This window comes from Paucisalibacillus algeriensis (assembly GCF_000577245.1).
Taxonomy (GTDB): domain Bacteria; phylum Bacillota; class Bacilli; order Bacillales; family Amphibacillaceae; genus Ornithinibacillus.
Map to the genome: position 1 here is coordinate 490,456 of NZ_CBYO010000022.1, position 18,323 is coordinate 508,778.

Here is an 18,323-nt window from a genome sequence, read left to right on the forward strand (position 1 = left end):
CTTACCGCTTTATTGTTTTTCCGATTCAGTTTCCCATGATTTATTCTAATTGTTTTCCAATTTTATTATGTTTAGCATATTCATAGTAATTACTAGCCATAGCTATATCAAATACCGCCATCCCCATAGGGTTAAACATAATTGAATCGTTCTCAGGAAACTCTTTTATTTTTCCTTCACAGATGATTTCTATAATTGATTTTGTTTCTTCTTTTCTTAATAGATTCTTTTTATAAAACACTTCAATATCCGTATTTTCACGACATACTTCTTCCCAATCGTCAACAATTATTGATTTGGTATAATTTAGAATCTCTGGAGAAAAATCGCGTAATGACACATTAAGTAATAATGCCCCATCTTTTGGCTTCTTATCGATATAGCCTTGACCGGAAACTGTCGAAGCTATAAATATATCTGAGTCTTCGTAAGCATCCTCCCATTGTTCTACAACCTCAACCTTTTTTCTACTTTTCTCGGGTATATTATCGTATGAAATTGGTAATAAGTCATATAATTTTATCTTCTTTATCGAATCGCCTAGTAATGTGGTTACCATTTGCAAATGCAGTTGACCTATTGGACCAAAGCCAACTATTCCTAGAGTAATATCTTTTTTATTACGAACTTTTTGAAATTCACTAATTACCAACCCACTAACGGAGGCAGTCCGAATGCCGCTAATTTTAGGAGAATTTATCATCGCTATCGGTTCACCAGTCTCCACACTATTTAAAATAGTAACTGAATGAGCACGTTTCTTACCAATATTAATGTTATCAGGAAAACTAGCTATCCACTTAATTCCTGCTTTGTTTATTTCCCCTCCTACAAACGCTGGCATTGCAATAATACGATTACTAATATTCTCGAATTTTAAATAGGGTTTAATAGGTTGATCATAATGCTTTTTACCAAGGAGTTGAACTGTATTTTTTATGACTTCTATATTCTTGACCCAATCTAACTGAATCGATTCCATATCTTGAGAACTTAAATACAACAAAGTAGTTACCTCATTTCATATAGTCTATTATGAACATATAACATATAGTTCTATTTCAGGTTTTCAATCTTAGATAATGAAAAAAAATTAATTTGAATTATGAGAGCAAGTAGACTAATAGGCCATATTATTCTTTTTCATCCATTAGTTTCATAATATTTTGATAAACACTATTAAAATCAGTAAAATATTCTTCTATAGTTTCTTCTGGAATAAGGATATCAAATTCATCCTCAATTTCTTGAATTAATTCAAGTACCGTCAAAGAATCTATACCTAATTCCGTAAATACATCATCATCTTTAAAATCTTTTATTCCTGTTATTTCTGTAATAACCTCCCTCAATTTATCTTTATATTCCGATTTATTAATAACTGTCATCATTAAAACCTCCTATTTTTGTTATATTATTGAAAACTCACTAATCAATCTAAATATATTAATAATTCTGACATCTAAAACCGTTCTACTCGCTCCATAGTTCTGGTTACAGCCGTTTACATAGCTCACCTTAAAAGAAGATCAAGATACTTATTCAAGCATTTGTTCATATACAATATCCATATACCGCTCTCCCCTGTCTGGAAGAAGAGTATAGATAGTTGAATTTATTGGAATTTCAGCACTCAATTTTTGGATTGCTGCTATAGCAGATCCCGACGAACCTCCAGCAAAAATGGCTTCCTGTTTTAAGAGTTCATAACAACCATTAATAGATTCCTCATCATTTACATATATCAGTTTATCAATTACATTAACATCCAATAGTTCTGGAACTCTACTTGATCCGATTCCTGGAAGTATTCTATCACCAGGTTTTCCTCCAAAAATAACGGACCCTACTGCATCCACTGCAATTATTTTAATATTAGGCGAATGTTCCATCAGTTTTTTTGCACATCCTAATATACTTCCAGTTGTACTTACAGTTGTAACAAAGTAATCAATATTTTCATGTTCACTTTGTACCATTTCCGTTGCAGTTCCATAATAATGTGCCTTCCAGTTATTTTCATTTGCATACTGATTGATCCAATAGCTATTCTGGAGAGTATTTTTTAATTCATTCACCTTTTCAATTCTGGTATGAAGATAACCACCGTAATCATCCTTATTCGTTACCATTACTACATTTGCCCCTAATAACTTCAGTAATTTCACATTAGTACTTGTAATTTTAGGATCAACAACACATGTAAACTTAAGTTTGTAAATTTTAGCTACCATTGCAATAGCGATACCTAGATTTCCAGAAGAGCTTTCAATGATGTGAGTATCCTCATTTATTAAACCTAATTTAATGCCGTTTTCAATGATATAGTAAGCAACACGGTCCTTCATACTTCCCCCTGGATTCATACCTTCTAATTTGGCCATAACCCTATGGTCTGGAAATAGGTTACTTAATTGAACAATTGGAGTATTACCAATCGCGTCTAATATTTTATTTGTCTTACTTAACTTTGGTTTCGTAATCAAACTATCACCTCCTAATTTTAAAATTCCAGTGAATGAAATATTGTTGGTAACTCTCCAACAAGGTTTTGTAACATATTCCGTACTTGCTCCAACTGGCTGCTATATCGTCTATCCTCCGAAGAAAGAAGTAACCCGATATAAGTTCCCGTATGGGCTACCACAACTCCTAATCCATCAACTGCTTTACATATTTCTACAAAACTATCAAGGTGTTTTTTAGGAATAAGTTTTTGATTTAGGATAGCACTCTTCGTACTCACCTCCCCTACTTGTTTTAAATTTCTACTATTTATTGCATGCTCTAGTTGAATTAGTAATGTTTTATATTCTTTTTTTTCTAATAATGTAAATGGTTTTGGATTGTTATTTATCTCGCTTGTGTCTACCATTCCACCTTCATCAAACCCTACTATGACCAAGGAGGGTAATGAGCCTAAATATTTTATTAATTTTACTTCCCTATTGTAAAATGAAATAATACCATCATACATAACACCATCACCAGGTTCTATGTCATATAGAAATTTTTCAAGTTGCTCTTTGGGAATTACAAAGTCGTAACAATTTTCAATTGCTCTAGCTGTTGCTACTAAATCCGCTGAAGAGCTTGCTAACCCTTTTCCAATCGGGATATCACTTCTTATTTTCAGCTCACCACGCAATGGAAGTCCGTAATGATTTAAAATTAACTTTGCAAGTTTTACTGACTTTTTCTTTTCTGCTGGTATTACGGATAGATCATCTGTATTTTGACTTACTGTAAAGGCCGCATATGAATATAAATCAATTGGAAAAGTAACTAAGAAATCAGCAGGAGTTTCCTCTAAAACACCTTGGAGCAATTCACCAAAAGTTCCAAAGGAGGAACCATGACCTACTAGCAAATCCATATTCCTAACATTCTCATTAACACTTACATTTAATATTTTGCTATTCATCGTATAACCTCCATATTTGATAACCTTGATTGGTCCTTTTTTAATAATTCTCTCAAACTATCCGCAATGGTATATACATGTGGAGTACCGATAATCGTATCATGTGTTCCGTCAATATCATGTACTTGGACTTTCCCATCCGTGTGATCGATCCATTCTTCAGCTTCCACTATTGGTAGCCTATCTGTTTTAGTTGCCCGAAACAGATTTATATCACTTTTAATCTTTTGAGTAGGCTGATATTCTGTTAATGCATGGTAACCACTAATCATCAAATCCACCCTTTGCTTCATATCAGAAATATTGGCATCCTTTGGCAAATAACCTGTTTTTATCGAATGAGATAGTAGAATTTTTAAACCCTCTGTTTCACTAAGAGATGGATTATAGTCTTCTTCGATTCCCATTAAAGCTGCATATTGTATTAGGGGGGAACTAAAACCCCTGTCCTCTTTTTCTTCTCCAATTAGCTTTGAAACTGAATGTGTGTCAATCAGCCCCAATAAACCAACCTTTTTCCCTAATTGTTCAAGTCTATTTGCCAATTCATATGCAATAACGCCACCCATTGACCAACCTGCTAAATAATAAGGACCGGTTTTATTATTTTCTATTATCTCTAAAAGGTATCTATCTACCATTTCATCAATCGTATTCAGAGGTCTATCATTTGTTTCATGACCAATGGCTCGTAGCCCGTAAACTGTATAATCACTACCTATAGCCCTTGATAGGTGATAATAACTCAGAACTCCTCCTCCTTGAGGATGAACTAAATATAACGGTGCCAGATCCTTTGTTCCCTTTTGTAATTGGACTAAACTATTACTTTCTAATTCCTCACCTTTGTTAATGTGCACGGCTAAGTCCGTTACTGTTGGTGATTTAAATAACAGTGTTAATGGTAGCTTGATTCCAAATGTGTTATAGATTCGGTTTATGAGTTCTACAGCTTTAAGGCTGTGACCTCCAATTAGGAAGAAATTGTCATCAACCCCTATCGGTTTTATTCCTAATATATCTTCCCAAATTTCAATTAGTTTAAATTCTATTAAACTCCTTGGGGATTTATAGAAAGTATTCTTCGACATCTTTTGGCTATATGTTGACAATTTCTTCCGGTCTACTTTTCCATTGCTATTCACCGGTATACTGTCCATTTCTATAAACCTAGCAGGAACCATATATACTGGTAACTTGTCCATTAATGTTTGACGAATCTTTTCCTCACTTATCTCGTTTCCTTTCACGACATACGCTTCCAGCTCATTTCCGTCCTTTTTGTTAGTTACCAGTACTACAGCCTCTAAAACTTCAGGTATTCCTAATAGCACTTTTTGAATTTCTTCTAACTCTATACGGTATCCTCTTAATTTGACTTGAAAATCCTTTCTACCAAAATACTCCAATTCACCATCTGAATTTAATCGAACAATATCACCCGTTTTATATAGTCGTAAATGTGACGTTTCTTCTTCGTAAGGGTTATGGATAAAGGTATTCTCGGTCAATTGTTCTTTATTTAAATATCCTTCTGCAACTCCCAGTCCACTTATATAAAGTTCTCCTTTTACTCCAATAGGAACTCTTTGTAAGTGTTCATCTAGTACATAGATTTTGTAATTATTTATTGGGCTACCAATGTTAACATTGGTACTATTATCTATTCTTTTAATAGTTGCCCAGATTGTAGCTTCAGTTGGTCCATACATATTCCACAAGGTACCACACCTAGTTATCAGTTGTTCTGCTAAATCCTCAGATAATGCTTCCCCACCACAGAGAATTTTTTCTAAATAGTCACTTCCGTTCCAACCAACTTTAAGTAATAAACGCCATGTAGCAGGGGTTGCTTGCATAATATTTGCTTTAGACTCTTCAACACATTCAGCTAATAATTCGCCATTCCTTGTTTGTTCTGTGGTAGCTATTTGGATTCGGGCACCAACTATCAATGGTAATAAAATCTCTAAAATTGAAATATCAAAAGAAAATGTTGTAACAGCTAGTAATGTATCATTCTCATTCATGCCAGGCTTTTCATTCATGGATAACAGGAAGTTTACTAAGGATAGATGGGATACTTTCACACCCTTAGGATTCCCAGTGGAGCCTGATGTATAGATTACATAAGCAGGGTCTGAGTATCTAACCATTTTAGAATTCACGAATGGATCACTAGGTAGTTGAGAGTTTTGGATATTCAATATGGTAATTGGAGATCCACCGTTTGAAATTATTTCATTAGAATCTGTAACGATTAATTTCATATTGGCATCACGCATAATATATTGTTTGCGTTCTTCTGGAAGAGTAGGATCAATAGGTATAAATGTTCCTCCAGCTTTCATGATTCCTAATATGGCCTCTACCATATAAATTGACCTTTCCGTGCAAATACCAACATTTTCTCCTTTTACGTCATATCCCCTTAACAATTGGGCGATTCCATTAGCCCTTTGATTTAACTGTTTGTAAGAATATGTTTGCCCATCACAGATTACCGCAGTTTTATTTGGTATCTTTCTAACCTGTCTTTCAAATAATTGATGGGTTAATACATTCCTATCAAGTTCTCTAGTTGTGTTATTCCATTCATCAAGGAGTTGATATTGATCCCTATCAATTAGACCAATGTGATAAATTGGCTTGTCTGGATTCTCAACAATTTCCTCTATGAGGGCTTGGATACTTGTTAACATTCGTTCAATAGTATACTCTTTAAATAAATTTACATTGTATTGAATGTCTATTTTTAAATTATCTTGTAAATCTAAGAAATTAATAACTAGGTCAAAGTTGGTTGTATTCCGTTCAAATGAAATAGATTTAAAAGAAAAGTCTCTAGCCTCATTTTTCTCCTCATAATGATTAAGCTGGGATAACACTGAAAATATTGGTGTTCTGCTCAAATCACGATCTGGATTAATTTTCTCAACTAATACATCAAAAGGATAATTTTGATGGTTATATGCTTCTAAGAGATCTTGTTTTACTTGTTTGAGAAAGTCCTTAAATTTAGGGTTACCTTGTATCTGTAACCTAATCGGCAATGTATTAATGAAAAGACCAATTAAGTTCTCCAATTCCATTTCTGGTCTACCTGCTACAGGCGAACCAATGATAAAGTCCTTTTGACCACTAATCCTAGCTAGTAATACGGATAATATTGCGATGGAAGACATATAAAGTGTACTATCTGTTTCATTACATATGTTTTTTAGTTGTTGGAAAGTTTCCTTGTTCACCTCTATACTCTTTGTTTTACCATCAAAAGTTTGTATAGGTGGTCTTGGATAATCCGTAGGCAATTCAAGTATAGGTAACTCACCAGATAGTTTTTCTAGCCAATAATCCTCATCACTAGAGAAATCTCCATTCTCTAAGGAAGTACTCTGCCAATGTGCAAAATCAACATATTGAATCTGCAAAGGTTTGCTAAGACTTGAACGGTTATATTTGTAGGCATTGTAGCATTCTAAGAACTCTTTTTCCCATATCTTCCAAGACCATCCATCTGTTATAATGTGATGCATTCTAACGAGCAAAATAAACGAATCTTTCTCCCTCTTAACAACCATTCCGTCTATTAACGGTCCTTTCTCAAGGTCAAATGGCTTACTCGCTGCCTCTTCTACAAGTTTCAATAGTGCTATTTCTTGCTTCTTCTCATCTAGATGCATATGATTCACAATAGGAATATCGATCGTCAGATTATCTTTAATTTGTTGTACTGGTTTACCATCAACCATCTTAAATACTGTCCTTAAACTAGAATGCCTCTCTACTAAATGGTTAAATACTTTTACAATTAGCGAAATATTTACATCGCCTTTTAATTCATAGCTACCATAAGTATTATACGAAGTATCTTTAGGGTTCATTTGGTGTAAAAACCATATCCTCTTCTGAGCATTAGATAATGAATAATAATTACTTTTAGGTGCGGGTGAGATCTTTATAGGTTCGGTACTTTCTTCCTTCAATTCCGATAAATGAACTGCCAAGTCTTTTAATTTAGATATCCGAAACAAGCTATCCAGCTCTACCTTTAACTTAAGCGTTTCATTGATTCTAGTTCTTACCTGAACAACTCTTAAAGAATTACCACCCAGATTAAAGAAATCATCATCAATACTAACTTGGGACACTCCAAGGATATCAGACCAAATTTGAGTTAATGTTCTCTCAAAATCATTACGAGGTTCCATGATTACTCGATTAATTTTTACATCCTTTGGTGAAGGAAGTCTTTTGCGATCAATTTTCCCATTCTCATTTAACGGGAAGTCCTCGATGAAAATAAAATGTTCCGGGACCATATAATCTGGTAATTGGCCTTTCAGATAATTTGTTAAATCATCTTTTTGTAACGCTTTAGCTGCTACAATGTATGCACAAATACTATTTTCTCCATTGCTAGTAGGATGATTGACAATAAGATTCTTTTGGACATCTTCATGGTTTATTAAAACAGCCTCAATTTCTCCTAATTCTATTCGATGCCCTCTAATTTTTATTTGATGGTCTAGCCGCCCGAGATATTCTATTCTTCCATCAGGTAGAAACCGCCCTAAATCACCAGTTCGATAAAGTGTCTTGTATCGATCTTGCGAGTAAAATGGACTATCAATAAAGGCCTTTCTAGTTTGAACAGGATTATTTATATAGCCTCTTCCTACTCCTATCCCCGAAAAGCAAATCTCTCCCACACATCCAATTGGAACAGGCTTAAGATATCTGTTTAGTAAATAAGCATTCATGTTTGGGATGACCTTTCCTATAGGTACAGTATTGGAAATTTCGTGTTGATTTTGAATAACCTCATGATTTGTATCATCTGAGCATTCAGTAGCACCGTATGCGTTTATTATACGTAGACCTTCATAAGTACTTAACCACTCCTTGGTTAAATCGGCACTTAATGCTTCTCCCGTAGAAATAAGATTCTTCAGTTCAGGGAGACTCTTATCAAGGGGTGAATAATCTTTAATGGTAGAAATCATCATTTCCATCATGGTAGGAACTAATTCTAAATCCGTAATCCGATCTTCTTTAATACTTTTAAATAAGGAGGATGGATTATTCGATATATTGTTCTCATATATATGAAGACGCCCTCCGACCATTAATGGAGCAAGGAATTGCCAAACTGAAATATCAAAACAATGAGATGCATTTTGAGAGACAACTGAATCCTCATTTAATTCAAGCAAATCAATTTTTGCCCACAAATGATTCAGCATTCCCCTATGTTCTACCATTGCACCTTTTGGTTTACCTGTTGAACCAGAAGTAAAGAAAATGTTAGCCAGATCTTGCGGTTTATTTATACATGTAGGATCTTGCACTGAATAATTTTGAAGTTTTCCCCAATCCGTAATGGTGTCATCTGGCGTAAGACCTTTCATACAAAAAATAGTATCTGTTTTTGTGTTTTTTATTAGGCTGACGGTTCTTTCCAACAACGAATTCGTTGCCATCATTATTTTTAAATTACAGTCTTTTATCATCGTTTGTATTCTTGTATCAGGGCTATCGGGATCAAATGGAACATAAGCTGCTCCTGCTTTCAGTGTGGCTAGTATAGAAATGACCATTTCTATGTTTCTGCTACTGAATATTCCAACAAGATCATCCCGTCCTATCCCATGTTCTCTAAACCAATGTGCTAACTGATTGGCCTTTTCATTCAACTCTTTATAACTAATGTTTCTTGATTTCTCTACAATAGCGATTTTATTTGGAATAGTAACTGCCATTTCTTCAATTATTTGATGAGCAAATTTCTTAGGAACTGAATCACTTGAACATGAATTAAAACTAAAGAGCAATCGTTCCTCTTCTGAAGATAGAATATAAATATCTTTTATGAAATCATTGGGTTGTTCTATTAACTTTTTGATTATTGTCACGAAATGAGCTAGCATGTTCTCCATCATTTTTTCATCATACAATAGTGGAGAAAAATGAAGCTGTACTTCATTTTGTTCTCGCTTAAATTCAAGTACTAATGGAGGTTGCCACGTTCTAATAATATCCTTAAGATGTACGTTTATTTTTCCATCATCAAAAACAATCGGTTTAAACTCACTCATCGTTACCAAACTAGTTATTGACTCATGATGGATTGGTTGTCCTTCATTAACAGGGATAAAAGAATACCTGTTTATCTTCTGTAATTGGCCTCTCATCCTATCCAAGACTTCAACAATACTTTCTTCTCCGTAGATTGTCATTTCCACAGGTACATGTTGTGAAAACAATCCAATATTTCCTTCGCTATCAGGAATACTATTCGGTCTACAACTCGTAGCTGCATGGAAACCTACTGTTGTTTCACCGCTATATAAATGTAATAGTATTCCCCACGCACTTTGTAAGATTACTGATATTTCATCTTTTGTTAAGTTGGAAAACTTTTGAGAGAGCTTCCCACTAATAGGTCTAGACTTATTTCTATTCCTGTACGATACTTTATTTTTTGAAAAACGCTCTATTGAAAAAGATGTATTAACAATAGATTCGGTTTTTCTGTCCCAAAACTGTCTACCATTTGTCCAATCTTGTTCAGAAACAAATTTTTGATATTCTTTATAAGAGCTTCTAGTATGGTCTTTTTGGCTATCATACCCATCGTTTTCTCTATAAAATTTGAATAAGTCTTCTAAAATGATTTGAATACTTTGCTCATCTAGTAACTTAGAATTCACTTGTAACTGTAAAACATATTCTTCCTTGTCTAGGTAATAAAGTATAAGTTTCATAGGGGCATGTTTGTCTATGTCCATGACTAGAACAGTTTGCTCATTCATTTCTTCTATCTTTTGATGTTTTTCTTCTGAATGGCATTGATGTAGATCATAGTAGATTATTTCATTTGGCAGTTCCTTTAAGATAATTTGAAAATATTTGTTTTGAATTTCCTTATATACACTTCTTAGAATTGGAGTAAACTTTATTACCTTGTCCCATGCTAATTGTAATTGGTTAATATCGACTTTACCTGATAGTTCATATTGTATTAGGATCCATTCTTTATCAGACTGTTTAAATATCTGGTTACTTTGAGTCACAGGCAATATTTGCAGTTCACTAATATTCTCTTTCACTAGATAATCCAATTATAAATCTCCCTTCTTAAAAAATTGCATCAAGATTTACTTGTTCCGTTAAGTCAATTTGGTTTACTCTAATTTGGTGGTTTTCCAATACTTGTTTTAAAGTAGAATAAATTTCCTGTAAAAAACGTTCCACAGTTTGACTACTAAAACGAGTAGAATTATAGTAAGTTTTTATTTTTGTTTCTGTTTTTGATGTAACTTGAATGTATAAGTCGTATTGAACAGATGGATCCTCTGGTAACTCCGTTAGCACATCTTCTCCTTCCAAGTAGTCCTTTAATGAAAAATGATTTAATCTCATCCCATCAAGGGTAGGGAATGCTTCACTTGCATTCTGCCAAATGAAAATAATGTTATATAACGAATTACCTTTTTTCAGTTCTTCGATAACTATATCAAATGGGAAATCCTGATTTTCCTGTCCGTTTAATGCAGTTTCCTTTACTCTTTGCAGAGCCTCTATAAAACTTGGATTTCCTGATAGATTAGTCCGTAATACGACAGGGTTATTAAGTATTCCTACAATTTCTTCAAGTTCTGGCTGCGTTCTTCCTGCATATGGTGAGCCAATCGTTATATCCGTCTCTTTTGTTACTTTGGAAATCCACATTTTAATGACCGTTAAAAGAGTCATATAAGGAGTTACACCGTATTTTTTTGATATTTCATTCAATGTTTTCGTTTCGTCCGAATCTAAAGATAATAACTGTGGTTCCATTTTCTCAAACACCAAATTTTCATCATTTGACAATCTAGGAGGACTATTAAAACCATTTAGTTTGTTAATCCAATAATCTTTTTGATGATTTAACTTCCCTTCTAACAGAAGTCGATTTTGCCATTCTGAATAATCCACATACTGATAAGGGAATGGTGATTTCATTTCTAAACCTTTGTCTACCTTAAATAGCTGATAGTAATGCTCTAATTCTCTCATCATGATATTGTGCGACCAACCATCCCAAGCAATATGGTGAATTCTCCGTACCAATACATATTGCTTTTCGTTTAACTTATATAGTCTTAATTTAATTAGCCCACCTTTTGCGAGGTCAAATGGAGTAGCTAAGTACTCATTAAGTAGGTTCTTAAATTTGGCATACTTAATTTCATCCATATAAGAAGATAAATCGTAAAACTCTAACTCATTTGGAATAACATTCATTATCATTTGATATGGTATGCCTTCATGCTCTTCAAAAATGGTCCGCAATGTACTATGTCTTTTGGCCAATTCCCTAAAAGCCAACTTCATTGCTTCAACATCGATTTCATCATTGATTTCTGCAACATATTTAAATCCTAAAGCATTTTGCTGATCAAATTTATGTTGAATCCATTGTCTTAACTGTGCATGAGATAATGGGTACCTTTTATTTTCTTCTAATACTCTAGAAAGCTGAGGTAATGATTCTTCTTTCCACACTAAAGCATTGTCCAAGATAGACTTAATGGTCGGATCTCTAAAAAATTCAATTAAAGGCATATTTATTCCTAATTCTCTATTCATTCTCTTATTTGCCCTTACAGCATCTAATGAGTGACCACCCAATTCAAAAAAGTTATCTGTAACACCTACGATTTCTTCTTCTAAAATATCCTTCCAGATTTGCACTGCCTTCGCTTCTATTTCACTTTGTGGAGCGATAAAATCCATGTTATATTCCGTATGTTTATTTTCTAATCTCTGTAAACTCTTTCGGTCAATTTTCCCACTAGTTCCCACTGGAAGTTCCTCCATCAAAATAAAATGATGGGGTATCATATACCCTGGTAGTCTATCTTTTAGGAATGTTCTGAATTCATGATTTGTAATTGGTGTTATAGAACCCTCGATAGACTCCCTATTTTCCAATGTATAAAAGGTATTCAATACATATTTACTTCCTTTTTTGACTGCAACAACAGCACAGTTATTAACTTTTTCGTAGCTAGAGATAGTTGTTTCAATTTCACCAATTTCAACACGTTGGCCATTAATTTTTATTTGATCATCTTCTCTTCCCAAAAGTACAATATTACCATCTGTGAGAAAGTATCCTCTATCCCCGGTTTTATACATCTTTTGACTATGGACAAAAGGATTCTCAATAAACGACTCCTTTGTCTTTTCCTGGTTATTAATGTACGAATCCGCCAAACCAATTCCGCCAATATAGATGTCTCCTTGAACTCCAACTGGAACTGGTTGTAATCGCTTATCAAGGATGTAGATAGTGTTATTTGCTATTGGTTTACCTATAGGTATTACATGTTTTGGGAAGGTTTGATTGGGCTTAACTGTATAAACCGTGGAATCAATTGAAACTTCTGTAACTCCCCACTGATTGTTTAGATTTACATTTAATTTTGAAAAGTATTTTTCTACTACTGAAGGCATTAAAGCTTCCCCACTGGATATGACCTCTCTTAGGCATGTAAGATTATCTTTATTCTCTTCAGATATCTCATCTAGAAAAAGTGTTAACATGCTCGGTACAAACTGTACAAAGGAAGCCCTATTATCGATTATAGAATCTAATATAGCTTTAGGGTCCTTGTGTAATTCCGGTTCCATTAGTGCAATACATCCACCAAACATCAACGTCCAAAAGAATTCTACCGCGGAATCATCAAATGTTAAGGTGGTCTTTTGTAATACTGCTTCTCCCTCTCGTAAGCCATATCTCTGCTGCATCCAAAGCATCCTATTGACCCATCCTTGATGAAGATTTGCTACTCCTTTTGGTTTCCCTGTTGAACCAGAAGTAAAATAAACAGAAACCAAACTATTAGATTTTTGCCCGAGGGATAAATTTCCGCTGTCTTCTTTTTCTAATTCACTTTTTGCTTCCTTTATATTTACTAACTTGATGTCTGCTAAATTATTAGCCCTTATATCTTCGTTTATCAAACATATTCTGGCACCTGATTCCTCTAGAATAGATAAATTACGGGATTCTGGCCCTTCAACATTTAACGGAACATAAGCCCCCCCAGCCTTCATAATGCCTAGAAGAGAAACTACTAACTCAATGGAACGGTGTTGGCAAACACCAACCGGCATATTAGTTTGGACTCCTAATCCTCTTAAGTAATTAGCTAACTGATTCGCTCGCTTATTTAACTGATAATAGGTTATATAATTACTCCCCATTCTGACTGCAACTGCATTTGGGCTTTGTTCTACTTGTTTCTCTATTAGTTCATGTAAACAAGCATTATTCGGAATCGATACCTCTGTCTGATTCCATTCGTATACCAGTTTGTTTCTTTCTTGTTTCGATAATAGACTTAAGGTTCCGATACTATCATTAGGGTAATCTGAGATGCTTATTAATAACTGTTGGAAATGATGAACCATTCTTGTAATTGTTTCATCCTTAAATAAATCAGTACTATACTCCAATATGATATCCAACCCTGAATCTTCTTCATTTACATACAGAGTAAGATCAAATTTAGCATTCTTACTATTTACTTTGTATGGAGTAGAGTGTGCATCTCCTATTTGTAAAGAATTGGTTGGTTTGTTATATACAAACATGGTTTGAAAAATTGGTGTATGACTGATATCTCGATTTGGTTGTAATTGTTCTACCAACTTTTCGAAAGGTAAATCTTGATTAGCTAAAGCTTCAAGGGTAGTTTCTTTTACCTGCCTCAGTAATTCATTAAAACTGATTTCCTGTGTTAAGTCAGAACGAACGACCAATGTATTAACAAATAAGCCAATCAAGTTTTCAATTTCTCTTCTACTACGATTAGCAACCGGTGTACCGATAAGAAGATCTGTTTGACCTGTATATCGATAGAGTAAAACTTTAAAAGCTGTCAACATCACCATAAATGGTGTGGCTTCTTCTTTTCTTCCAATTTCAAGTAACTTATTTTTAAATTCTTTTGAAAGTCTTAGCCTCTTTTTGGAACCCCGATAGCTTGGTAGACTTGGGCGAGGATAATCTGTTGGTAAGTTTAGAACCGACAAATCTCCACCCAACTTTTTTTCCCAATACCCTAATTTTTCGCTAAGTTTTTCCTCTGAAAACAAATTATTTTGCCAGTTAGAGTAATCCGCATATTGGATTGATAACTCAGGTAAGCTAAGTTCTTTTTTTGCTTGGATTTCCTCATAAATAATAGATAATTCATCTAATAAAATATTGATTGACCAACCGTCAAAGATAATATGATGAATAACAATGACAAGCTTATAATCTAATTCACCTACTTTTATAAGCTTGCACCGTATTAATGGCCCCGTTTGTAAATCAAAAGGTTTATCAATTTCTTCTATAATTAATTGATCTAAAATTACATTTCCTTCTCGGTTTGACAAATCAACAAAGTCAATATCAATTCTTATATTCTCATGTATTATTAATTGTGGCTCCCCATCTTTATCCTCAAAGGTTGAACGTAAAATTTCATGACGATCGATAATTCGATTTATACTTTTTTCGAGAATATCTATTTCAAATGAACCCTTAATGCTTAAAGCTAAATATTCGTTATATAAAGAACTATTTGGTTCTAAATTATCCATAAACCAAATACGCTTTTGGTCATACGAAAGCATTTGTGGAATACTTCGACTTACTCTTGGAATCATCTCTAAATTATTATTTTTAGTAAGTATTTCTTTAGATTTTTCTATCTGATGGGACAACCTAAAAATAGTTGGATACTCAAATATCCACCTTACTGGTATATTTATTTCGAGGGTTTCGTTTAACTGATAAGCGAACTTAATAGCTAATAAGGAATGGCCACCGAGTTCAAAAAAATTATCATGAATATCTATTATATTTTTATCCAATAGTTTTTTAATTAGTTCATGAATCTGTTGTTCCGTTGAATTTCTAGGTTTGGTTTTAGACGTATTTTTTTCCATACTTTCTTCTGGAACTTCTAATGACTTTATATCTACTTTCCCATTCGATAATAATGGTAGTTTTTCCAGAGCAATAAATCTTGTTGGAATCATATATTCAGGTAAAATTTCCCTATAATAATGTTGTAGCTTTGAAATATCCAATGGATTATCCTGATCTATAACAAGGAAAGCAACAATTTCTTTATCTTGCTCTCCAACTGTTTTTATTACAACATCCTTTATTTGTTTATGTTTACGTATAACAGCGGTTACCTCATTTAATTCCACGCGGTGTCCTCTAATTTTTACCTGTCTGTCATTTCTTCCTACGAATTCTATATTTCCATTATGTAGATACTTCACTACATCACCGGTTTTATATAACCTTGAATGTTCTTCAAAAGGATTAGACAGGAAATATTGATTAGTCAGGTCTTTATTGTTAATGTATCCCCTTCCCACCGAATCTCCAGCAATATATAACTGTCCAGGTATCCCAGTAGGAACTTGCTGTAAATGTTCATCTAAAATATATACCCGTGTATTCGGAATCGGTTTCCCCAGAGGTACATGTAACGATGTATTATGGATGTCTTCTTTTGTTAGTTCATAAATTAATACACCAACCGTTGTTTCAGATGGACCATAATGATTAAATACTGTGCATGAAGAATCTAATAACTGTAAATCTTGAATTAGCTTTCTACTAAGTGGCTCCCCTCCAAAAATAAGTGCTTTTCTAGGGAGTAATCTAATATTATTTTCTTTATTTTGTAATGCTGCATAATGTGTTGGTGTTATTTTTAAATAATCTATTTCTTTTTCACTTAAATAATCTAATAATAAATTAGGTTCAAAAATTAGTTCTTTAGAAATGATATGTATGTTTCCGCCATTTAATAATGGTGGAAACAACATTGTATGACCAAAATCGACAGCAAAAGATTGAAGCATTGCAAAGTTACTATCTTTATGAAAATCTATTTTTCCAGAAACACCTTGACAATAATTAAGAAGTTGTGAATGTTCTATTGCCACGCCCTTTGGTCTTCCTGTTGAACCAGAGGTATAAATAACATAAGCTAATTGCTGTAGAGAATCTGCTTCTTTAATATTCTCTGTAGTTTCATGAGTCAATTCTTCCTTGTCTATTAGCACTACTTCACTGTTAAAATCAATTCTATTTTGAATCATGGTGTAGTTATTAGTAAGAATTAATGCTGGTCTTGTATCCTCTATTATCATATCTAATCTTTTATTTGGCAGATCTGGATCCAGAAAAACATAACATCCACCGGCTTTTAGGATACCAATTATCGCAACAATTACATCAGTTGAGCGCTCCATATATACACAAACAGGTGTATCTTTTTTTACCCGTTGCTTTATTAAATAATGAGCTAGTTGATTTGCCTTTTCATTCAATTCTTGGTATGTTAGTCTTTCATTTTCATAGGTAACAGCTACATGATGAGGAGTTCTCATAACCTGTTCTTCAAATAATCGATGAATGCATTTTGCCTTTTGATCTATTTGAATTTGGTTACTCCATTGATTATGTTGCTTTTCTTTATAGACTTCCGAAACGATTGGAAGCTTGTAAATTAACTCATTAGGATTTTCAACAATTCCTTCTATAAGAGTCTTTAGACTATCCAACAAAATGGCTATCGTTTCATCTTTAAAAATTGCTAAACTGTATTCAAACTTCAGGTTAATTGTTTCTTCATTAATATCAACGAATAAGGTTAAGTCAAACTTTGAGGTACCATTATCAATGGGAATGGCATCACTCTTAATGTTAGCTAAATTTAATAAGGAATGAGATTGATTCTCTATAACAAACATGGTTTGAAATAAAGGGGAATGGCCCATGTCCCTATTTGGTTGTAATTCTTCTACTAATTTTTCAAATGGTAACTCTTGATGTTGGTAAGCCTCTACAGATGTTTCTCGAACTTTCCGAACTAACTGTTTAAAGGTATTATTTTCCTCAATACTTGTTTTGAAAACAAGTGTATTTACAAAAAAGCCAATTAAGTCTTCTGTTTCCTTTTGACTCCTGTTCGCTACTGGTGAGCCAATTAATAGGTCTCTTTGTCCAGTTATGCGATATAAAAATACTTTATAGGCTGTCAAGAGTGTCATAAATAAAGTACAACCTTCTTGATTACTGAAATGCATTAATTTATCTTTTACTTCCTTCAATAATACAATCTGCTTTTTAGCCCCTTCAAATGATTGAACACGGGGTCTGGCATAGTCCAAGGGTAGGTTTAAGACAGGTAACTCTCCACTAAGCTTTTCTTTCCAATATGTCAATTGATGATCCATGTTTTCTTCTTGAAGCCAATTATGTTGCCACACTGAATAATCAGCATATTGTATTGGTAATTCCGACTTTTCCGTTTCTAAACCTTCTGTATACATGTTATAAAACTCGGATAGTTCGTTGAGAAATATCTCTTTTGACCAACCATCAAAAATGATATGATGCAAAGCGATAATTAATACAAAGTGCTCCTTATCCATCTTCAATAACTTAGTCCTTATTAACGGACCCGTTTCTAAGTCAAAAGATTTCCGTGATTCGCCATGTAAAGTATCTATCAATTTATCGTTTTTTTGACTTTGAGAAAAAAATGTACAGTCTTCTACATTGAATGGGACAGATATAGATGGAGAGATTGACTGAAAAGGCTCACCGTCCCTTTGTATAAAAGTAGTTCTAAGAATTTCATGCCTCTCTACAATTTTATTTATACTTTTTTCAAGTGCTAATATATCCAATTTGTTCGTTAAGGAAAATGCAAACGTAACATTATATACAGGTTTATCAGGATTCAATTGATCGATAAACCACAATCTTTTTTGGGCATAAGATGCAGGTACTTCAAAGTGCAATTCATTGAAATCCATA

6 protein-coding genes are annotated in these 18,323 nt (G+C 33.6%); all 6 read right to left on the reverse strand.

What is annotated here, in order from left to right; genetic code table 11:
- Window positions 1-40 precede the first annotated feature (40 nt).
- Entirely contained in the window at window positions 41-1,006 is a 966-nt protein-coding gene (locus tag TY11_RS18535; RefSeq protein WP_042149764.1) for an ornithine cyclodeaminase, read from the reverse strand.
- Between the two features lie 127 nt (window positions 1,007-1,133).
- Window positions 1,134-1,388 (reverse strand): acyl carrier protein, encoded by a 255-nt coding sequence (locus tag TY11_RS18540; RefSeq protein WP_042149768.1) that lies wholly within the window; start codon window positions 1,386-1,388, stop codon window positions 1,134-1,136.
- A gap of 150 nt (window positions 1,389-1,538) precedes the next feature.
- A complete protein-coding gene (gene sbnA, locus TY11_RS18545) occupies window positions 1,539-2,483 on the reverse strand; it encodes a 2,3-diaminopropionate biosynthesis protein SbnA (RefSeq protein ID WP_231495892.1) in 945 nt (314 codons plus the stop codon).
- Between the two features lie 20 nt (window positions 2,484-2,503).
- A complete protein-coding gene (locus TY11_RS18550; protein ID WP_231495879.1) occupies window positions 2,504-3,424 on the reverse strand; it encodes a GHMP family kinase ATP-binding protein in 921 nt (306 codons plus the stop codon).
- Window positions 3,421-10,548, reverse strand: a complete 7,128-nt coding sequence (locus TY11_RS18555; protein ID WP_042149774.1) for an amino acid adenylation domain-containing protein — start codon at window positions 10,546-10,548, stop codon at window positions 3,421-3,423. Before TY11_RS18555 ends, TY11_RS18550 begins: the two co-directional genes overlap by 4 nt.
- 16 nt (window positions 10,549-10,564) lie before the next feature.
- On the reverse strand, window positions 10,565-18,322 hold the full coding sequence (locus tag TY11_RS18560) for a non-ribosomal peptide synthetase (protein WP_042149777.1): 7,758 nt from the start codon (window positions 18,320-18,322) through the stop codon (window positions 10,565-10,567).
- Window position 18,323: the final 1 nt, after the last annotated feature.